The sequence below is a fragment of the Flavobacterium sp. HJSW_4 genome (assembly GCF_042436695.1).
Classification (GTDB): domain Bacteria; phylum Bacteroidota; class Bacteroidia; order Flavobacteriales; family Flavobacteriaceae; genus Flavobacterium.
This window is the reverse complement of record NZ_JBHNPP010000009.1, coordinates 35,429-56,214: the sequence shown is the minus strand read 5'-3', so window position 1 is coordinate 56,214 and position 20,786 is coordinate 35,429. Positions and strand designations below refer to the sequence as shown.

At 33.8% G+C, this 20,786-nt stretch carries 15 protein-coding genes; 8 read left to right on the top strand and 7 right to left on the bottom strand.

Going from position 1 to position 20,786, the window contains the following annotated elements:
• Nucleotides 1-23: 23 nt before the first annotated feature.
• The 5 genes from ACE01P_RS10755 to ACE01P_RS10735 form a co-directional block, all read right to left on the bottom strand.
• The gene (locus tag ACE01P_RS10755) at nt 24-1,637 is read right to left on the bottom strand and encodes a RagB/SusD family nutrient uptake outer membrane protein (RefSeq protein ID WP_379697311.1); all 1,614 of its coding nucleotides are present in this window, start codon (nt 1,635-1,637) and stop codon (nt 24-26) included.
• Between the two features lie 19 nt (nt 1,638-1,656).
• Nucleotides 1,657-4,668: a SusC/RagA family TonB-linked outer membrane protein gene (locus ACE01P_RS10750; RefSeq protein ID WP_379697309.1), complete on the bottom strand. Its 3,012-nt coding sequence runs from the start codon at nt 4,666-4,668 to the stop codon at nt 1,657-1,659.
• Nucleotides 4,669-4,945: 277 nt separating this feature from the next.
• Nucleotides 4,946-7,117: an alpha-N-acetylglucosaminidase gene (locus tag ACE01P_RS10745; RefSeq protein WP_379697307.1), complete on the bottom strand. Its 2,172-nt coding sequence runs from the start codon at nt 7,115-7,117 to the stop codon at nt 4,946-4,948.
• 633 nt (nt 7,118-7,750) lie between these two features.
• Nucleotides 7,751-8,224 carry a hypothetical protein gene (locus ACE01P_RS10740; protein WP_379697304.1) on the bottom strand — a complete coding sequence of 158 codons (474 nt, stop codon included), beginning with the start codon at nt 8,222-8,224 and terminating at the stop codon, nt 7,751-7,753.
• A 1-nt stretch (nt 8,225) separates the two neighbouring features.
• On the bottom strand, nt 8,226-9,182 hold the full coding sequence (locus tag ACE01P_RS10735) for a heme-binding domain-containing protein (protein WP_379697301.1): 957 nt from the start codon (nt 9,180-9,182) through the stop codon (nt 8,226-8,228).
• A gap of 331 nt (nt 9,183-9,513) precedes the next feature.
• On the opposite strand from ACE01P_RS10735, the gene ACE01P_RS10730 reads away from it, so the two are divergent.
• The 3 genes from ACE01P_RS10730 to ACE01P_RS10720 all read left to right on the top strand — a co-directional run bounded on the left by ACE01P_RS10730 (nt 9,514) and on the right by ACE01P_RS10720 (nt 13,156).
• The gene (locus ACE01P_RS10730) at nt 9,514-10,632 is read left to right on the top strand and encodes a LytTR family transcriptional regulator DNA-binding domain-containing protein (RefSeq protein ID WP_379697299.1); all 1,119 of its coding nucleotides are present in this window, start codon (nt 9,514-9,516) and stop codon (nt 10,630-10,632) included.
• 467 nt (nt 10,633-11,099) lie between these two features.
• Complete coding sequence (locus tag ACE01P_RS10725; protein ID WP_379697296.1) at nt 11,100-12,098, top strand: DUF1852 domain-containing protein; 999 nt, start codon at nt 11,100-11,102, stop codon at nt 12,096-12,098.
• 29 nt (nt 12,099-12,127) lie between these two features.
• Nucleotides 12,128-13,156, top strand: a complete 1,029-nt coding sequence (locus tag ACE01P_RS10720; RefSeq protein ID WP_379697294.1) for a methionine synthase — start codon at nt 12,128-12,130, stop codon at nt 13,154-13,156.
• A 146-nt stretch (nt 13,157-13,302) separates the two neighbouring features.
• On the opposite strand, the gene ACE01P_RS10715 is transcribed toward ACE01P_RS10720, so the two are convergent.
• A complete protein-coding gene (locus ACE01P_RS10715; RefSeq protein ID WP_379697291.1) occupies nt 13,303-14,295 on the bottom strand; it encodes a bile acid:sodium symporter family protein in 993 nt (330 codons plus the stop codon).
• A gap of 272 nt (nt 14,296-14,567) precedes the next feature.
• Here ACE01P_RS10715 and ACE01P_RS10710 point away from each other — a divergent pair, with 272 nt between their 5' ends.
• The 5 genes from ACE01P_RS10710 to ACE01P_RS10690 all read left to right on the top strand — a co-directional run bounded on the left by ACE01P_RS10710 (nt 14,568) and on the right by ACE01P_RS10690 (nt 19,432).
• Nucleotides 14,568-15,029 (top strand): Lrp/AsnC family transcriptional regulator, encoded by a 462-nt coding sequence (locus tag ACE01P_RS10710; protein WP_379697288.1) that lies wholly within the window; start codon nt 14,568-14,570, stop codon nt 15,027-15,029.
• A 463-nt stretch (nt 15,030-15,492) separates the two neighbouring features.
• Nucleotides 15,493-16,398, top strand: a complete 906-nt coding sequence (locus ACE01P_RS10705; protein ID WP_379697285.1) for a LytR/AlgR family response regulator transcription factor — start codon at nt 15,493-15,495, stop codon at nt 16,396-16,398.
• Nucleotides 16,399-16,499: 101 nt separating this feature from the next.
• Nucleotides 16,500-17,654 (top strand): acyltransferase family protein, encoded by a 1,155-nt coding sequence (locus ACE01P_RS10700; RefSeq protein WP_379697282.1) that lies wholly within the window; start codon nt 16,500-16,502, stop codon nt 17,652-17,654.
• Between the two features lie 248 nt (nt 17,655-17,902).
• Complete coding sequence (locus ACE01P_RS10695; protein ID WP_379697279.1) at nt 17,903-18,646, top strand: carbonic anhydrase family protein; 744 nt, start codon at nt 17,903-17,905, stop codon at nt 18,644-18,646.
• A gap of 6 nt (nt 18,647-18,652) precedes the next feature.
• Nucleotides 18,653-19,432, top strand: coding sequence for a DUF2490 domain-containing protein (locus ACE01P_RS10690; RefSeq protein ID WP_379697276.1), 780 nt, complete (start codon nt 18,653-18,655; stop codon nt 19,430-19,432).
• 152 nt (nt 19,433-19,584) lie between these two features.
• Here ACE01P_RS10690 and ACE01P_RS10685 read toward each other — a convergent pair whose 3' ends face one another.
• Nucleotides 19,585-20,610 (bottom strand): hypothetical protein, encoded by a 1,026-nt coding sequence (locus ACE01P_RS10685; protein WP_379697274.1) that lies wholly within the window; start codon nt 20,608-20,610, stop codon nt 19,585-19,587.
• Nucleotides 20,611-20,786: the final 176 nt, after the last annotated feature.

Below are 20,786 nucleotides of genomic sequence, written 5' to 3'. Positions count from 1 at the left end.
TGAGCACTTAACTAACTTTATTATTAATAACCATCATTCTGTATCAAAGCTGGGTTTAAAACCATTGCATTGGTTGGGATTGGGAAAACACGACGATAAGTATCAGAGTTTGTTTTGTAGCCCCAAGATCCTTCATATTTTCCAAAACGGATCATGTCATTTCTGTGCCATGCTTCCCAAGTAAACTCACGGCTTCTTTCTTTGTAAAGTTCTTCTAAAGTTACTCCGCTTAAAATTGCAGATGTTGTACGGTTAGAACGAACCATATTTACTAATGCATCTGCACTTTGGCCTAAGGTTACAGCTCCTCCACGAAGAATTGACTCCGCTTTCATTAAAAGTATATCTGAATAACGCAAGAAAGGAACGTCATTATTTTGGTTACGATTTGTTGATGTTGCGTCTGGATAGAATTTAATATTTCTATATCCCATGTTCCATGCGATTTCGTCATTTCCAAGATCAAATAAAGCTTCACTTTGGCGAGGTATAATATCTGGCGTCAAATTCACCTGATAAGTATAAGCTGCTCCACCGTCAGATCCTGTATAGAACTGGTCGTATCCTTTTTTAGTTGTCGTAACCATTACAGGAGTAACACCATCATTCATATATTGAAGACCTGTCAACCATTGTTTGTTACGAATATCATTAGCATCATTAAAATAAGCATAAAATTCTGGCAACGTACTTCTAGGCGCGCTTGGCGTAAAAGGAAGACCGAACTTAGCTCTTTCAGAACGTGGCACATCATAACGTGCGTGATACATTTGTCCGTTGTAGCCAACTGTAACTGCTGCTGGATCATAAGGAACTGCAAAAATGAATTCTTTCATCTGCGGTCCATTATTTGGATAAAACATTTGCAAATAAGTTGCTCTTGGTTCAACAGAATACAATCCAGAATTAATAACTTCATCACAAGCCGCAATACAATCTGTATAACGTGCTGTTCCTGTATATACCTCAGCATTCAGATATAATTTGGCTAACATAGCATTTGCAGTCTGTTTGTTAGGTCTACCGTAAGTAGTAACTCCAGTTGCAGGATTTAAATTAGGAACTGCGCTTTTTAATTCTTTTTCGATAAAATTGAAAACTTCTTTTCTTGGTGTTTTAGCCTTAGAAGTAAAATCTCCGTATAAAGTATCCAAAGGCACATCTCCATAACTGTCCATCAACATGAAATAAGAAATGGCACGCATAGTTTTTAACTCTGAAATCAAAGTTTTTTTATCTGCACCTTCAGGCATTGTTTGTCTTAAAATTGAAATTGCCTGATTGCTTGTACCAATTACTTTAGACGACCAATCCCAAAGGCTTCCTATGATTCCATTGTCAGCATTCCAATCGTGGTAATGCATAGCAATGTAGTTTCTGTTATCAAACCAGTTTCCTCCTCTTGCCGGCAAAATAGCTTCATCTGTCGAAAGCGACTGAGACCACCACCAAGCAAACGAAAATTCACCTCTGAATGCTGTATAAACAGGACCTGTTGTCTGAATGTATTGCGTTGAGTTTTGAGGAAATACTTCAGGTGTCAATTGTGTTGTAATAGGCACTTCTAGATCATCACAAGACCATACCATACCAGCTAAAAGTACTGGAAGCCCTAAATATTTTAATATCTTTTTCATAATTTTTAGCATTAAGTTTTTAGAAGATCACATTTAAACCGAACAAATATGTTCTTGTTTTTGGATAGAAATTATTTGAATCTACACCTGGAGCTGTTCCTCCTTGTTCTACCTCTGGATCAATTCCTTTGTATTTGGTAATCACAAATACATTATTGATAGTATGGTAAAGACGAACACTGCTTATGTATCTTCCTACTTTACCAAAATTGTACCCTAGAGTCATGTTGTCTAATCTTATGTAACTGCCATCTTCTATAAAACGATCTGAATATTTATAAGCGTTTAAGTCATTTGGCGATTCATTTCCTGCATCAACTAATATATTAGTAGTCATTGCTGTGCTTGGTCTAAATAAATCGGCACGAGTTGCATTAAAGATTTTATTTCCAAAAACTCCTCTGAAGAAAATATTCAAATCAAATTTTTTGTATTGGAAAGTATTCGCCCATCCCATTAATAATTTTGGCTGTGCATCTCCTGCATAATGGTAATCTACCCCAATTTGCGGTGTAGTAGTCAAGTCTCCGTTTTTATCATAATACTGCGAAACTCCATTAGCATTTTTTCCTGCATATTTCAAAGTAAAGAATTGCCCAAGAGGTTTTCCTTCTTTAAAAATCTGCAAAGTACTTCCTGTTTGTCCGCCACCATCTGGCTGTACGCGACGAATAGAATCTCCACCAACAAAAAATGGACTAGTTAATTTAACAATCTCATTTTTATTATGAGCCAAATTCAGATTCGTATTCCATGTGAAATTTGCTGTTTTTACTGGAGTAGAACTTAAACTCAACTCGATACCTTTGTTAGACATTGTTCCACCGTTGGCAACAATAGTTCCTACTGGCACCAATACTGGATTAACATTATAGTTGAAGATCATATCTGTTGTTTTCTTGTCGTAAACATCAACAGATCCAGATAGTTTTCCTTTTAAGATTGTGAAATCAAGACCGATATTTCCTGTAGCTGTTTTTTCCCATTTCAAATCAGGATTTGCTGCTTGGTTAGGTCCGTAAGCTCCAATCTGTTGTCCGTTGTAATAGAAAGTTCCTAAACTTCCAGATATAAATTGAGCCGTGTAAGCATTAAATCCAGAAGAGTTTCCTGTGATACCCCAGCTTCCTCTTAATTTTAAATCGCTAAAGAAACCTTGATTTTTCATAAAACCTTCTTTATCCAATCTCCATGCTCCCCCTACAGATGGAAAATATCCCCATTGGTTATTTTGTCCAAACATAGATCCTCCATCTCTTCTAAGTGATCCTTGTAAAAGATATTTGTCTTTATAATTATAGTTTAAACGACCAAAGTAAGAGATCAAACGAGTTTTTTGATACGCTTTACTATCTCCAAAATTTACAACATAACCATTAACCGAAGTATAATTGCTTAAAGCTAAATTGTTGTATCCAACATTGTCTACAGGAAAGTTTGTCGTTGTAGCTTGAAAACCGTCTCCTAAAGTATTTTCCTGCCATGAATAACCTAAAACCGCTTTAATTTTATGCTCTCCAAATGTTTTATCCCAAGTAAAGAAACTTTCGATAATGTTGTTTCTAGTTTCGTAAGCATTTCTTAATGCTGAACCATTTACCCCAAAGTTAACCAATGTTTTTGTCAAAGGCGGATCTGGATTGTTGTAAAAGTTGGCACTATTGTATTGTGAATAATAACTATCATAAAACTCTCCATGAGACGCCGTTAATCTTTGATGCGCTAAATTCAAATTATAAGTGATTCCAAATGGAAGTTTTACCTCTGTAGTAAGATTTCCTACCAAGTTATCCGTTTTAGTCTCATCAGTACCATGCTCAATTAAAGCTACTGGGTTAAAATATCCCGTACTCACAAAATTTTCAAAAAAAGTTCCGTCAGGATTTCTTACTGGAGAAATCGGAAGGTAACTTGCTGCTTGCAAAAGTACCGTGTTACGTTGTGGTACATTTTGGTATTTTGTAGTAGAGTTAGTTACGTTTAAACCAAATTTAACTTTGTCATCAAAAGCAAATTGTTCAACAGACAAACGAGCAATAATACGAGAGAAATTACTTTTTAACATTACTCCTTCTTTATTAATCGAAGTAATACTTGCTGTATAATTTCCATGTTCTCCACCACCACTCATAGACAAGTTATGGCTGCTTGATGCTGCACGTCCTGGTCTTAAAATTTCTTTTTGCCAGTTCGTGTTAGCTCCTTTATCATTCTCTGGCGTAAAGTTCAAATTATTTCTAGTTGTAAAATCTCTCAACTGATCTGCATTCATCATATCCAGATTATTTGAAACTTCTTCTAAACCAAAATATCCATTGTACGCTACTTGCGTTCTGCCTTTACTTCCTTTTTTTGTTGTTACCATGATAACCCCATTTGCAGCACGGTTACCGTAAATTGCTGTTGCAGCAGCATCTTTCAAGACGTCAATAGTTGCAATGTCATCTGGTGAAATCACAGAAATATCTACACCAGGAATACCGTCGATTACATAAAATGGCCCTTGCGAACTATTTAATGTTGAAGCTCCACGCAAAACTACAGAAGCTGTTTTTGTAGGGTCACCGCTTGAAGAAATATTCAAACCAGAAACTTTACCCTGCAAAAGTTGTCCTACGTCGCTAATTGCTCCTCTGTTCAAATCTTCAGCTTTAACAGAAGAAACAGCAGTGGTTAAGTTTTTACGAGATCCTTTACCATAACCTACTACAACTACTTGCTCTAAGTTGGTTGTGGTAGACTGCAATTTTATCGAATAATTTGTTTTTGTCCCATCTAATTTTACAGTCTGATCTTCAAATCCAATAAAAGAAAATACCAATATTGCATTTTTGTTTGAAGCTGTAAATTTAAATTTTCCGTCAAAATCTGTTGTTACAGTATTAGTTGTACCTTTCTCAAGTACATTCGCAGCTGGTAGAGGAAGACCTTTGTCATCTAATACCACACCAGACACTTCTGTTTTTTGTGCCCAGGTATTAATTGAGAAGCCAAAGAAGAAGGCTAATAATAAAAGTTTAAGTTTTTCCATTGTGATATTGGTTAATTGGTTAAATAGTATTGACGAAATTAGTGCTAATGAAATGTTAAGAAATGGACAAGTTATTCATAAACATGGATAATTTCTATAAAGTCAATGATAGTAAGCCTTTGCAAAGTTTTTTTTCGAAAATTATATCATTAAAAACTTACTAATAAAACGTTTTCGGGAATTTTCTTTTTCATATTGATCGTTTGGTTTTAAGTTATTTTGTAAATATTAAGTTAAATTATCTTTATATACGAAGTAATTGTAATTAAGGGATATTTTATTTGCTTTCTGTCCAATTAATTTCCCAATTTTTAATTGATTCTCTTTCTTTATTTTCATCAAAAGGAGTGTTGTCAACTGATGCTTTTCTTAAAGCTTCTAAAAACATTTTCCATCTTGGCCAGTAAAATCCTTTATACATTCCTTTCCATGATCTCGAAGCATAATCATTAAGATGTCCTTCTCCTCCCCAAAGCGTAATTAATGTTTTGGCATTCTTTACATATAATGAAGACACTTCGGGAGAACTTCCATAATCTGAAGCCGATTTTACCCATTGGTCTAAACCGTTTAATGGCTGTCCCGACATCATTTTATCAATATCCAAAGCTTGTTTTTCGATCTTTTTAAATAATTGATCTCCTTTTTTAATATCTTTCTGCTGATATGCTTTTACACATTCCATTAAATCCTCATCTATACATAATGAATAATAATGTCTTGAAACATCAATTAAATCATACTGGATAAAATCTTTTTGATCGTACTTTTTAGCTTCTTTACTTAAAAGATCCAAAGCTTCTTTCAATTTTTTCTTATCGCCAGGATTTCCTTTGAATGCTGTAATTGTAGCAGTCGGACGTTTAAATAACAAATACGCTCCTGCTCTATCATTCCACCAACGAGTTTCCCAGTATTTTACATTGTAAACTGATTCCAATAATAATTTCCAAGCCTGAAAAACAGATTCTGAAACTGTCCCACCATATCTTGCATTTAAATATTTTGTCAGCCAATCGTTAACAGGCTGTTCGCCTTTACTCCACGGAAGATCATATATGTATTCGTAAACAATTGAATTATTATTTAAACCCTCAGGCATTGCTCCATAACCGACAACATTTCCTTTGTGCGGATTTTTTAATAAACTCGTCAATTCATCTTTGTAAAAATTCAAATCTCCATACACCGGATTCGATCCTCCATAATTATGCACATAGCCGTATGTCCATTGTTTGCCATAAAAAGCTTCCTGATTGTCCCACACTTTATATCTGTCATTGGCATAATCTTGAACCATCACTTTCTCATTCGGAACTTTACTTAAAAAAGCCTTTGTAGCTTCTTTTGTCCAAAATTCTTTATTGTCTCCAAAAAGCCAACCTTGCATAACCCATACTGCGCCCGGAGCTGCTTCATTTATCGTTTCATAAACAGCGCTTCCGTAATTGGAAAGTTCTTCATATTTATTATGTTCCGAAACTGGAGGTTCTATTTCATTGAAAGAATCTGCCAAATAAAAATCAGACTTCCCGTATGTTTTGGTGTAAATTTCAATAAAACGCTTTCCTATCTTTTTGAACAACGGATCCTTCGAATCTAGTAGAAAAGTACTCGCAAAACCTCCGCCTGACCATGATTTAAGTTCTGTTATTTTAGCTTCAGGATGTTTTTCGGCGAAAGCCTTAGGCACATAACCGCTAAAAGCAGGCACAACGGGATGCATGTCTAATGCTCGCATTCTGTCTAAGATTTTCTTTTGAAGTTCTTCTTTTTTCGAAAACCATTCTTGAGGAAGCGGCCCTTCAAGACTATTAATATTTCCCATACGCTGCCACGGCAAAAATGCTGGCCCAGCAAAATGTGCTTCTAATTGCGAATTGGTTAAGCCATATTCTTTCCATAATTCCTGCCACACTGCTTCTTGTCCTTCCATAGCAGTTGGAAGATTAATTCCGTGCAAAGCCATCCAATCAATTTCCTGTTCCCAGCGTTTCCAATCCCACCAAGGTGTTGTGTAGCCGAAAGTACAGGCATTTAGATATTCTCTGTATTCAAAAGGTGTATTTCCTTTTTTACTATATTTTGGCCAAACCTTAGGAAGAGCCACCCTATTCCCTTCCCAACTTGCTAAAGCAGCTCCAATATCGCGAAGAAAATTATAAGCTGCGTAACAGATTGCAGTATTGTTTGACCCTTTTATTTTTACAACATTGTTTGTGGTTTCGATTTCAAACCAATCTGCTTGCTTATTTTCACTTTTAACCAAGCTCAACTGAAAATCGGCTGCACGGTTGCCTACTAATCTTTCTATTACCTCAAAAGCACTTCTCGTATTTTCATTGTTTTGGGAATACCCCTTAACGAGACAAAGAAACAACAGAATAAAAATCGATATAACATTCTTTAAAGAACTTTTTCTTTTTATGCTAAAATTCTCTCTTTTCATATAAATAGTATATTTATTAAATTATATTAACTGACTTTGATCAAAAAATAAGGGAGAATAAATAGATCATTAATCTCCCTTTGAAATAAAAACAAACAAAAATTTATTAATTAACTAACAATCTTATTTTAACAAACTCAAAGACGCAATTGTATCTTCTATAGAAAATAAAATTATAGAGAATGTTTTTTTTCAGGATGGATTAATCAATCAAAAATATAGACATATTCTTTCGGAAGATTTGAAAGATTTCATATACCCGCATCTAATCTCATTCTGCAATTAATTACCATCAAAAAAAAATCACAATCAAAAAAGATATTATCTGTGTAACCGCAATCTGGAGTTGCCTCCAGCAATTAAAAATCAAAACATTAATACACAAAAAATCAGTGGTTTTATTTTTATGGCAAAATCGTGGCACTCTAGTTTTTAAAAATTTAAAATGCAGGAAATACGCGGGTTTCAAGCCTTAGGTTCGAATCCTGCTCTCCCCACAAAAAGGTAAAGCCTGCAAATCGTAAGATTCGCAGGCTTTTTTGTTTTACAGAAAACACGTTTCACCATAACCAGCTTTGAAAGTTTTTATAATTTATGTGAAACCCAATTAGATAACTTCTAATTAATACTTTATCATGGAAGAACAGCCATTTTCTGATGCAGAATGAATTTGATGTTTTTCAGATTTCCCAAAGTATCTTTTTTAACCTGCATCGGATTACCTTCTATTTTCTGATAAAGCACGGGTTCTTTTTCTGAAAGCAATTCCAATGTTTCAAATGAAATTAATTTTCCCGGAATAACAGCACCAATCCAATTTGGATCTGGCTTTTGGTTCCATGTTATACGTATGAACTTCTCGCCTGTTCTCATAACCGAATCATTATCAGTAATTCTTTCAATGGCTTTTTGGTTTCCGTACAGCACAGATGTCGTCTGTTTTTTAGTATTTATTGAAGAATTAATAACCATCAAACCAGCTACTTTATCTTTTAATTGATCTGGTAATGAAGCTTCTTCATTATGAACATTTTGATTTGTTTTATCGAAACATCCGAAAAGGAAAAACAAAGAAATAAGTGTCGTGAAATAATATATTGCTTTCATGTTATTGTTGTATTGGAAGAGTAAATACGTAATCATTTTTTTTCATAGGCTGATGGCAGTTCATGCATTCTATTACAAAATCAGCTCTTTTTCCATACGGAATTAATTCTGTGGTTTTGAATCGTGCAAATCCCCAGCCATAGGTTTTCTCATACTTCTGATCGTCTTTAATCATATATTCAACTTGCTTAAAAACTCCTTGAGAAATATTTCCGTCTGCATCTTCAATTTCATCATACGCCGCCTTTGCCAAAATAGTTCCATTTGGCCACGGATTTGTTTTTTTGTCTTTTATGGCTTTAACTGCAATGTCATTCCCATAAATAATACGCATTGTTCCGTTGTCGAGACGCTGGGTTGTACTTACTACAGCCCATTTTTTATAATCATCGATATAACCAATTCCGTTAATTGTTTTTGGATTTTTTGTTACGCTTTGCTTTTTCTTTAATGCATGAGTCTGATCTTTTAGAGCGTGGATTTTTGAAGTATCCTGAGGAACATTATTCACTCTTAAACTCCAAATGTATTTTTTAAGGACATTCAGGTCTGCCTGAGATATTTTCGCATTTGGATGCGCTATCGTATAACTGCTCAACGGCATTGCGCCTTGTGCAATCTGATTGACAGATTCCCAAAGTTTTGCTTTTTGATCTGCAGGAGCTAATTTTTCCCATTCTGAAAAATTAAGTCCTTTCCTTCCATCTTTAACGTGTTGTGCCACGAGCCAATAAGCAGGAGCAATTTTATCATACCAAGTCAGTTTGGTTTCGTTGGAATGACAATCGTAACAAGAATTTCTAAGAATCGTCTGGACTTCATGTGGCACTTTTACCTCTCCCGTCACTGGGGGATTTGTAATTTCCGGACGTACGAATTGCATTCCAATTAATAATGCGAGTACAATTACAAGCAAAATTAAAAATGTCTTTTTCTTGTTCTTTTTTTGTTTTTCCATACTGCTTTTTTTTTAATCAATTTTATCTTTTTACTAAAAATGAACTTCATTTTCTACTAAAGAAAACTAGAATCTAAAAAATATAAATTGGGGTGTTCTGAAATTTTCTAACACAAAGAAAGACCTGCAGGGCTATTAAAATTAAAGAAAAAAGTGCGAAAGGGAAAAAAAGAACTTAAAAGGGAATAAAAAATAGTTGAACGAATATCGATACATCTTAAAAAAATCTAATGAATCAATTCTTTTAAATTTTTAAAAATATCTTCTATAGAATCATCCTTTTCAATTCAGATTATTAATTAAATTTGACTTACTTATTCAAAAATTTTCCATGAAAAAAGACAAGCTTTATCTTTTTACATTTTTATCATTAGTTCTGATTGTATACATCTGCGGTTATTTCAGCATGAATTATTTGGTCGATTTAAGTACCGAACAGTTTTTGAAAATCCAAATTGAATCCAGTAAAAGAGAAGCGAAAGAAATGGCCAATCTGGTTTCTTATCAGGCACAGCAAATTAATAATCCGAAAGTCATTATTGATAATGTTCAGAAAAGCATTGAAAAAACAGATATGCAAACCGGATTTATCTGCATGTTTGACCATACGGGAAAAGAAGTGTGTCATCCAAATCCGGAAAAAATTGGAAGAATGGCTGGGCCGGACGAATCGTATATTTCTAAAACAAATAATGAAATCGATCCTAAGGATTTTTATTCTTATTTAAAGAACAAAACCGAAGGCGGCGGTATCCGAAACTTTAACGATCCAAAGCGAGAATCTGAAATCATTTATTTATATCCTGTAAAAAATACCGAATGGATTATTGCTTCTCATGCCAACTTAAAAAACATCAACGAGCAGGTCAATAATCTGAAGTTTTATTTTATTCTAGTTTATATCGCAACCGGAACGTTGATTATTTTATTATCCTTTTTTATGATTCGCCTCTTCGGAAGCCGTTATGAAAGAAAACTGGAAGCCAAAAACGAAGATCTTTTTAATGAAGTCGTAAGCTTGTCTAAACTAAATTATGAATTAACGAATTACAAATCGAAATTAGAATCTGATTCAACTTTGAAAACTCAGGAAAATGAAGTTTCTACAACGGGTAAAAAGAGAATCTTAACGCATTTGAAAAGCGAAATTGTGACGCTGGAGATTGAGCAAATCGCCTACATCTATATGGAAAACACCATCACTTATGTAAAAGATATAAATGGTAAAACCTCAACCAGCAACAGCAGTTTGGAAGAACTTTTTAGCGAATTGGACAGTACTATCTTTTTCAGGGCAAACAGACAATTTATTTTATCCATTAAAGCCATTACGAAAATTCTAAAATATGGCAATAATCAGCTGAAAATTGAAGTTGAACCTAAATCTGCAATTGACATTATTATCAGTAAAAATAAAGCCGCTGAATTTAAAGGCTGGCTGAACAGGTAATTCGTAAACTTGGAGTTGCCTTAAAATTTCCGATAAAAAGTAAAATCCTTTTTTACATACATATTAAGTTGTTTAAATTTTGTGGCAGAATTATGGCACATAACACTTAAATAAAATTATTCTTTAATGAGGCTCGCATAGCAGAGCCTCTCTATCCAAAATTAAAAACAGTTAATTTTTCAAGTAATAGCTAGATAGCTAATTACTATTTTTTTTGTTCATCTGACGATAAAATTTGGTTTATCTCTGGCAGATTCAATCTATGATGCCAAGTCTTCTATAGATAAATAATCTGTTTCCTATAATTATTACACCTATAAAAAGTATAATTAACTTTAAAAACACAACAAAAAAGCATAATTATCCTATTTAAAGCCAAACTTTGATTTATTAATCTTTAATATTGAAATTTGCAAGACAAAATAACTACAGTTAATCAGAAGATTCAAGAATAAACGAAAAGAATTATGGAAAACACCTGTACTACCGTCAAGTATGATTTTGCGTTCACTCTAAAGAGTATTTATTTCAATGAGAATTATATACCTTCCAACAGTACGCGTACAACAACCAACTTTGCTAACTTGGCAAGAGGAGCAAGCCGTCAGGAAAACCTGCGCAACACCATTACTATGATCAACAATCGTTTTAATGCCTTGGCGGACTGGGATAATCCTAATAGCGATCGTTATTCGGTTGAATTGGAAATCGTTTCTGTTGATATAGATATTGATGGTAGCGGTACAACATTCCCATCGATTGAGATTTTAAAAACGCATATTATCGATCATAAAACAGGAAGACGCATTGAAGGCATTGTTGGAAACAACTTTTCTTCTTACGTGCGCGATTATGATTTCAGCGTATTGCTTTTAGAGCATAACAAAGGAAAAGATCGCTTTAGCATTCCTGATAATTTTGGTGAACTGCATGGCAATATATTTAAGCATTTCGTGCATTCAGAAAGTTACAAAAATCACTTTAGCAAATTGCCTGTGATATGTTTGAGCGTATCTGATAATAAAACGTATCAACGTACAGGAAACCATCATCCGATTTTAGGTTTTGAGTACGAGCCAAACGAATCTTCTTTAACAGAGCAATACTTCAAAAAAATGGGATTGCAGGTTCGTTATTTTATGCCACCCAACAGTGCTGCACCTTTGGCGTTTTTCTTTTTTGGAGACTTACTTGCCGATTATACTAACCTTGAATTAATCAGTACGATTAGTACAATGGAAACATTCCAAAAGATTTACAGACCTGAAATTTATAATGGTAATTCTGCCGCAGGAGCGTGCTACAAACCTAGTTTAAAAAACCAAGACCACTCTTTAACAAAAATTGTATACAACCGAGAAGAGCGCAGTCAGCTGGCAATCGAGCAGGGTAAATTTGCAGAGGAACACTTCATTAAGCCTCACAAAAGTGTCTTAGAACAGTGGTCTGCCAATTTTGCTCTTTAAATTAATACGACACATTAAAATATTTTATTATGAAGAAATTATTGCCAACATCAATTGTTGGAAGTTTACCAAAACCTGCCTGGCTTGCACCACCCGAAAAACTTTGGTCACCTTGGAAATTAGAAGGAGATCAGCTGATTGAAGGAAAACAGGATGCCTTGCGCATTTCTCTGCATGAACAGCAATTGGCAGGTGTGGATATAATTAGTGATGGTGAGCAGACACGCCAGCATTTCGTAACCACTTTTATTGAGCATTTAAGCGGTGTAGATTTTGAAAATCGTAAAATCGTAAAAATCCGTGACCGTTATGATGCAAGTGTTCCAGTTGTTGTAGATCAGGTTGCACGCCAGAAAGCAGTTTTTGTTGATGATGCCAAATTTTTACGCAAACAAACTAATAAACCAATAAAATGGGCCTTGCCTGGACCAATGACAATGGTAGATACGCTGTACGATAACCACTATAAAAGCCGAGAAAAATTGGCATGGGAATTTGCTAAAGCACTAAATGAAGAAGCAAGAGAACTTCAGGACGCAGGGGTAGATATCATCCAATTTGATGAACCTGCATTTAATGTTTTCTTTGATGAAGTCAACGATTGGGGAATGGCGGCATTAGAAAGAGCAATTGAAGGTTTAAAGTGCCAAACTGCGGTACATGTATGCTACGGTTATGGAATACAAGCTAATAATGACTGGAAAAAAACATTGGGCTCAGAGTGGCGTCAATACGAAGAAATTTTCCCAAAAATTCAAAAATCTAATATTGATATTGTGTCTCTAGAATGTCACAACTCGAATGTACCTCTTAATTTAATTGAACTTGTTCGTGGCAAAAAAGTAATGGTAGGGGCAATTGATGTGGCAACCAATACTATCGAAACTCCTGAAGAAGTAGCCAACACGCTACGTAAAACTCTTGAGTTTGTTGATATCGAAAATCTTTATCCTAGTACAAATTGCGGTATGGCTCCTTTGTCCCGAAACGTTGCAGTAGGTAAGTTAAGTGCCTTAAGCGCTGGAGCAGAAATTATACGCAAAGAATTTGCGGTTTAGTTCAAATTCCAATGTATTAATTGAAAAATGTTATCTTAGGTTATGTCCGTAGAGTTTATCGAAAAACTCTACGGACTTTTAATTTAGAAACTATTGATCCTTCATTCTTATTAAAAACAATAAAGAGATACCGGACATAAATAAAATTACACTTCTTTTCGTCGGGCCATACGCTGAGCAATGATGCTGGCAGCAATCAATTGAAAGGCATGGTAAAGCATTAATGGCAGCAAGACGATACCGGTGATGGTACTGTGCTGAAAGAGCACTTTTGACATTACGGTACCGTGTACCAATGACTTTTTAGATCCACAGAATAAAACCGTAATACGATCCTCATCTGAAAAACCAAACAAACGGCTGAACAGTCCGACACAAAGGAATACAGAAAAAAACAAGCCCATCATCCCTGCAGCGAGTCCGACAAGTTCAAGGGCAGTGAAGCCATCAAAAAGATGTTCCGAAAATGACTTACAAAACGACGTGTAAATGATAGTGAGGATAATTGCCTGATCGAAATATTTAAGCTGTTTTTTATATTTTTCGGCAGTGGCACCAAAACGAGAGTTGAGGCTGATGCCAATGATGACAGGTAACAAGACTTGAAGAATCAGCTTTATGAAGATATCAGTGACATCAAAATCGCCTGTTGCAGAAGCGATAAAAAGTCCAACCCAGAGTGGCGTAACCACTACTCCGATCAAACTGGAAATACTAGCATTGAAAATGGCAGCAGAAATATTGCCCCTAGCAATGGAAACCATAACCACGGAAGAAGAAACTGTAGATGGTAAAGCGGCTAGAAAAAATATGCCTAACCACAACAGCTCAAAACCGGTATTAACCAATAAAGGACGAAATGCCAAAACGATGAGCGGAAAAAACAAAAAGGTTGTCAACTGCACAACAATATGCATTTTCCAGTTAGCAAGCCCTGCTTTTAGTTTTTCAACACTCAGCCGTACTCCATAAAACAAGAAAATAAACGACACGCCTACATTGGCAATCTCTTCCAACGAAACAGGTTCTTTGACCATTCCTGGCTTTGGCAAAAAATAAGCCAGCAGAATCATGGTGCCAATCATTAACAGGAAACCGTCGAAACCTGCTTTACTTAATAAATTTGATAACTTCTTCAATGTAAATGTGTTTTAAGATATTCCTTATTATCGTCCTATTTGATAGTTCGCGATTTTCACTTTTGCTTCACAGCTAAATAAAACCTAATCCGATCAAAAATAAAAACAAACTGAAATTTCATTCAGGTTAATTCTCTACGCAAAGTTATCTTATACAACTAAAAAAGCTGTCTAATGTCGCCACTTAAGAGAATTCAGCTATTTTATAACAGAAAACAAGTATAATTTGCTTTTTTGAATGTATCTTTGAAACGTAAAAAGATTTTTATGCTATGGAAGAACTAGATACTACCGATCTGCTTTTGCTTAAAATATTAGGAAACAACTCAAGTTATACCATCAAGGAACTTGCAGCGCAGGTGAACTTGTCTCCCACTCCTGTTTTGCAGCGTGTAAAAAGGTTAGAAAATAATGGGTACATCAAAAAATACATTGCCTTAATAGACCATGAAAAATTTGGTCATGGATTTACCGTTTTCTGCAACATCAAACTCAAACAGCATGACCGAAATATTGGCAACAGCTTTGTGGAGGATATTATGAAAATTGACGAAGTAGTTGAGTGTTATAACATTTCTGGAGATTATGATTTTATACTTAAGGTCTTCGCTAAGGACATGAAACATTATCAGAATTTCGTATTTAATAAATTAGGATCAGTCGAAAGTATTGGCAGTACACAGAGCACTTTTGTAATGTCGGAGATAAAAAATCTGCATAATATTGCAATCTAAAAAAAGCGGACTTGATATTATTTCTTAAAATGCTAAGAAATAATATCCTAAGTTCTAAATTTTTACGTATGATTTCTCTACATAGTAATTTTTATATCATCTTCCTGTAGCGAATTTAAAAAATCGCTCGCATCAAATGCTTCTCCCAATGTCTTTACACCTTTTGAAGCAACTTTTCCAGATAAAATTCTGTTCACTGACTCTACAATTAAGGGAGCATTAACAGCATAAATGTCTTAGCCTTGAGCAATTAATTCCATTCATCAACCAAATGAGTGCTTGGGCTGAAAAACAAATGGCTTTGATTTAGATTTAAAATTTATTAAAATAGCAATGATTATGGTCTTTTTATTTTAATTCTTATCATTTGTAAGTTGGTGTCTTTATAGTTTGACAGCAAAACAAATTCAAAAGCACTGACCTTGTTATTTTTTGTATTTTTATTCCCAAATAAATTCCTAACATGCCATTTTACATCAATACAGAACATTTGCGAAATGAAATTGAATATCCCAGACGATATCAATCTCAAAATCTGATAAAAAGTTCAATTGTTGTTTTCCTTAGCATTTTATTATTTCTTTTAGCATTTAAACCATTTGGAGTTTATGATCCAGAACTTCGGATGCATTATTTCTTTATTTGTTTCTTGCATGCCTTGGCTCCAGCAGTCGTTCTATTTATTTATTTTAGAACAGTAAATTATTTTAGAATACTGAAAAATAAAACAGAATGGACTTTACTGAAAGAATATATTTATATTGGATTTTTGTTAGTTTTTATTGGTATTACAAGCTTTCTAATGCGTGATTTACTTTATACCAATTCCAACAACTGGTCATGGAATTACCTTTTTGAAGAAATTAGAAATTGTCTTGTTGCGGGTATCTTTTTTTATTTTTTTCTGAGATTATCTAGTTTTTATTTGGAGTCCAAAAAAGGATCACCATTTATTCTACAATTTATTCCACTAGAAGTTGAACCAGAGAAAGCTGCTTTAATATCTGATCTTTTTATTAGCACACAGGTTAAACAAGATGATTTTTCCCTAAACGTCGATCAATTACTTTTTGCAAAAGCTGATGGAAATTACATCGAATTGACAAAATCGAATGGCAGTCAAATTACCACAGAAGTAAAAAGGATTTCTTTAACTCAATTTGAAAATCAAATAACAGATTATCCACACTTTTTTAGATGCCACAGAACCTATTTAGTAAATATGTTTAAGGTAGAAAAAGTATCTGGAAACTCGCAAGGATATGTCCTATCATTTAGTGAAACCGATGTTAAGATTCCGGTTTCAAGAAAGCAGGTCGACAGTTTCAATGATTACTATCAGGAACTTCGCAGCAAATGCATTCCTTAGGTTTGTTATTCATCACAAAAGCTAGTTGTCAGTAACAACCGCCACTTTACTGTACTTTCTTATTGTACGTTTGCCATCAATAACACAAAACCAAAATTATTATGACAACTGCAATTGCTTCCAAGAATCAGGATTCTGGATCTTCAAACAAACTTCTTTACATCGACAATATCAAAGTTCTTCTGACCATATTAGTTGTACTTCATCACACTTTTATTGCTTACACTTCTTCCGAAGGTTGGTATTATAATGAAGAAACCAGTATTTTAGGAGCACGTATTCTTGCAACAGCATGCATTAGCATTAATCAATCTTTCTTTATGGGCTATTTCTTTCTATTGGCAGCCTATTTTACCAGTTCCTCTTATTTTAAAAAAGGAATCTCTAAATTCATTAAAGACAGACTAATTCGACTGGGAACTCCAATACTCTTCTACTCTTTCATTCTTACTCCATTTATGTGTTATTTGGTTTACTATTTTGGGAAAGAGCATCATATTACTTTTTTCGAATATTTGAGTGGCTACAATAGCTGGATCGACTTAGGTGTTACATGGTTCATAGCTGCTTTATTACTTTTCACGGTACTTTATGCAATAGTAAAAAAAGTTTTCAAAATTACCTTTGACAAACCTATAGCTGTACCCAATTCTCTTTCTATCTTATTATTTTCAATAATTTTAGGCATTATTAGTTTTTTGGTTAGAATTGTATTTCCTGTCGGATGGATTCTTAAGCCAATTGGATTTCAGCTAGGGCATTTTCCACAATATGTTGCACTATTTAGTATTGGTTTACTGGCCTCAAAAAACAATTGGTTTGATCAGCTTTCAGAAAAAACAGGCAAACAGCTCAAAAAAGTAGTATGGTTTTGTCTATTGTTTTTTCCAGTCTTTTTTATTGTGAAATTTAAACTCAATACGCCTTCTTCTTGGTTTTCGGGAGGTTTTCACTGGCAAGCATTGTTATATGCAGTATGGGAACAAATGATTGGTCTTTCGATTCTGACAACGTTTTTAATTAAAGGAAAAAGAAACTGGAATAAAACATCAAAACTGCTAACCAAAGTAACACGCAGCAGTTTTGCGGTTTACATTTTTCATCCGTTAATTATAGTTGTATTTACATTATGTGCAAGAAATTGGAATATTGAACCTGCAGTAAAACTTTTGGTTATGACTCCCTTAATAATAATCGGCAGTTTTATATTTGGTTCCCTTGTTTTATTGATTCCGGGAATAAAGAAAATTATTTAATAAGTCAGAAATTCACTTTGTCCGGAACTGATTATCGCATTTAATATTCTTCATCTAAAGTTAATTTAAGACTTTTAAATTCCCTCTTTATATATCCAAAAAGAATACTCTAATGGATAGTTTTTTACTTAAGAAATTTTCTTAGTAGGGAAATAATCCTTTTTCCTGTTATATATATTGAAATGTAGTAAAACGGACATGCCGAACACCGATTCACAAAGTAGGCATATTTAATCTATAACAAAGAAATGAAAAATCAATTCAAATCACTGGTACTGCTTTTTACGACAGCTCTTTTGGTTTCATGTAACGACAATGCAAAAAAATTAAGTCTACCTTCTACCCCAAATAATGTCAACCCTGTGGTTTCGCATGTAATGACTAAAGAAGAGCAAGCCAGACTTACACCTGATGCAATTTTACAGGAATTTATAGAAGGAAATAAACGTTTTCAAAGTGGCAGCACGACGGTACGAGATCACAGCAAGCAAGCCAGAAAATCAGCGCCAGGACAATTCCCAAAGGCGGTTGTACTAAGTTGTGTCGACAGCCGTGTACCAGTCGAAGATGTATTTGATCAGGGATTAGGAGATACTTTTGTGGGACGTGTGGCAGGAAATTTTGTAAATGAAGATCTATTAGGCAGTATGGAATTTGCCTGTAAAGTTTCAGGTGCAAAATTAGTTTTGGTAATGGGACACCAGCACTGCGGGGCTATTAAAGGAGCAATTGATGATGTGAAATTGGGCAATATTACGGCTATGCTTTCAAAAATAAAACCTGCTGTAGCAATGAGTCAGGATTTTAAAGGTGAAAAATCATCCAAAAATGAAACTTTTGTTAAGCTAGTATCAGAAAATAACGTACTTTACACTATAGATCAAATTCGTAAAAAAAGCCCGATTCTTAAAGAAATGGAAGATAAAGGAGAAATAAAAATTGTAGGTGTATTTTATAATTTGACAGATGGAACACTTGAATTTTTAAAATAATAATGAATGAAAAAAAATTTACTAGCCTTCATTTTTTTAGCAAGCACTTTACAATCAGTAATCGGGCAGAATAGTCGTATCAACACAAACAACAGCATCGGGTGGTATAATTTTTTTGGAACATTTAAAATCTCAGAAAAATTTGGAATACATACAGAATACCAATGGAGAAGAAATGAAATGATTACCGAATGGCAGCAAAGTTTACTACGGGTTGGTGTAAATTACAACTTAAATTCAAGAGTGCAATTTAGAGCTGGTTATGGCTGGATCGAAACCTATCCTTATGGGGAAATACCACTAAATGGAATGGGAAGAGATTTTACGGAACATAGAATTTTTGAAATGGTCCAGCTGAATCATAAAGAAGGAATCGTTGACCTCTCGCATAGATTTATGTTAGAACAAAGATTCGTAGGCAGATATAGTTCAATAGATCAGACAACGGAGGACGAATTTCCATTATTAAACAGAATTCGATATATGATCAGGGTTCAAGTGCCTCTAAAAGGAAATGAAATTAAAGACAAAACCCCTTATGTAGCTTTTTATGACGAAATTTTTATTGGATTTGGAAAAAATGTAAATATGAACATTTTTGATCAGAACAGAATTGGAATTTTACTAGGTTATCGATTTAATAAAAATATAAGAATTGAAGGAGGTTACCTCAATCAAACCGTACAGCTGGGAAGGCAGATTGAAGGCAAAAATGTTTTTCAAAATAATAATGGATTCATATTGAATACCAATTTAAATTTTGATCTCAGCAAAAGCAACAAATAGAACTAACAAAAACATTGGTTACCCTAAAGAACATAGCTGTGCAACTTTTAATATTAAAGTCCATTTATGAATTGATATTCTTTTCAGGAATGCTTTTATTGACTTAATATACTGTATAATTAAAGTAGAGATAAGTTTTCTAAGTATTACACTTATTTTTTTATAAAAGAAAGATAATCGGTTGTATTACCAACGTTTCTTAAGTTGATTTGGGAATTATTAAACTCAAATAATTTCCAGCTAGTGTTATTCAGTTTACTAAATAATTCTGAGCTAAAATTTAGTTTCAATTCTTTACCACCATACTGAATTATATTGCATTCCCATTGGCCTGTTTCAGAAACTCCAGCTTTTTTAGCAATAACCGATTTATCACTTTTAAAAACCAATTCATAACCGTTGTAAGATGCAGTTTTATCAGAATCCTTAAAATAATATGAAATAGTCCAAGAACCATTAGTAATAACAGTATCAAAATCAAGAGCTACAAGATTATTTTCTGGACAATTGTCTATCGCATATTTAATAGCATTTTCAAAATCCTGATTATTGTTAAGCGATTTGGTCTGATTATTATAATCTACAATAGTAATAGGAAATTTTAATGAAATATACTGGCTGTCCGTTAGGTTTTTAATAAAATTAAAAAAACTCTGATCGCTTACAATCGACACTGAACTTGCCGCTTGATTTGCACTGTTATAAATATCAATCGTAATGGGATAATTAATATTTAATCCGTTGATTTTTGATAAAAGATCAGGGTAAAGATTCCAATAGTCAATCAAATCATCAAAATCACTTTGATTAGGAATAAATTTTTCGATATAATTATAGTAAACCATCGTTACCGGAAAATTTATCTTAACAATATCATCATCATAATAGCTTGCATTGATATTATCAAATACTTTTTGATAATCGGCAGTAGAATTAAGTGCAATTTGCGTGTTATTTACTGTAACGGTGTATGGAAATTTTAAGGTGCAATAGCTCGATCCATCTATTACATTATCTTGAACGGTAGGAACCATCGCCACTCGCTGCATATACGAAGTCAGCGGAGAAACCTTCGTTACAGTACCTTGTGTGTTAGAACTCTGCTCATCAATTTCACTTTGACAAGATCCTAAAAAAAGAAAAGGTACGATTAATAAATATTTTCTTAGAGACAACATATTTAGATTTTTACAAAGGTAATAAAATTTAGAAATTGTTTTTTTACTAATAGATCAAGCATTTCAGTCTGTTGTTAATACTAAATTATCAAAAGCTAGTAGCATTTTATTCTTATATAAAACAATCTCATTTGCTTCTACCCTACTTAAATTAAAAACAAATACTTTTGCATCTT

Excerpts from the sequence above, each read along its gene's own strand:
- ACE01P_RS10755 (WP_379697311.1), bottom strand. The coding sequence starts at position 1,637 with ATGAAAAAGATATTAAAATATTTAGGGCTTCCAGTACTTTTAGCTGGT.
- ACE01P_RS10750 (WP_379697309.1), bottom strand. The coding sequence starts at position 4,668 with ATGGAAAAACTTAAACTTTTATTATTAGCCTTCTTCTTTGGCTTCTCA.
- ACE01P_RS10745 (WP_379697307.1), bottom strand. The coding sequence starts at position 7,117 with ATGAAAAGAGAGAATTTTAGCATAAAAAGAAAAAGTTCTTTAAAGAAT.
- ACE01P_RS10740 (WP_379697304.1), bottom strand. The coding sequence starts at position 8,224 with ATGAAAGCAATATATTATTTCACGACACTTATTTCTTTGTTTTTCCTT.
- ACE01P_RS10735 (WP_379697301.1), bottom strand. The coding sequence starts at position 9,182 with ATGGAAAAACAAAAAAAGAACAAGAAAAAGACATTTTTAATTTTGCTT.
- ACE01P_RS10730 (WP_379697299.1), top strand. The coding sequence starts at position 9,514 with ATGAAAAAAGACAAGCTTTATCTTTTTACATTTTTATCATTAGTTCTG.
- ACE01P_RS10725 (WP_379697296.1), top strand. The coding sequence starts at position 11,100 with ATGGAAAACACCTGTACTACCGTCAAGTATGATTTTGCGTTCACTCTA.
- ACE01P_RS10720 (WP_379697294.1), top strand. The coding sequence starts at position 12,128 with ATGAAGAAATTATTGCCAACATCAATTGTTGGAAGTTTACCAAAACCT.
- ACE01P_RS10710 (WP_379697288.1), top strand. The coding sequence starts at position 14,568 with ATGGAAGAACTAGATACTACCGATCTGCTTTTGCTTAAAATATTAGGA.
- ACE01P_RS10705 (WP_379697285.1), top strand. The coding sequence starts at position 15,493 with ATGCCATTTTACATCAATACAGAACATTTGCGAAATGAAATTGAATAT.
- ACE01P_RS10700 (WP_379697282.1), top strand. The coding sequence starts at position 16,500 with ATGACAACTGCAATTGCTTCCAAGAATCAGGATTCTGGATCTTCAAAC.
- ACE01P_RS10695 (WP_379697279.1), top strand. The coding sequence starts at position 17,903 with ATGAAAAATCAATTCAAATCACTGGTACTGCTTTTTACGACAGCTCTT.
- ACE01P_RS10690 (WP_379697276.1), top strand. The coding sequence starts at position 18,653 with ATGAAAAAAAATTTACTAGCCTTCATTTTTTTAGCAAGCACTTTACAA.
- ACE01P_RS10685 (WP_379697274.1), bottom strand. The coding sequence starts at position 20,610 with ATGTTGTCTCTAAGAAAATATTTATTAATCGTACCTTTTCTTTTTTTA.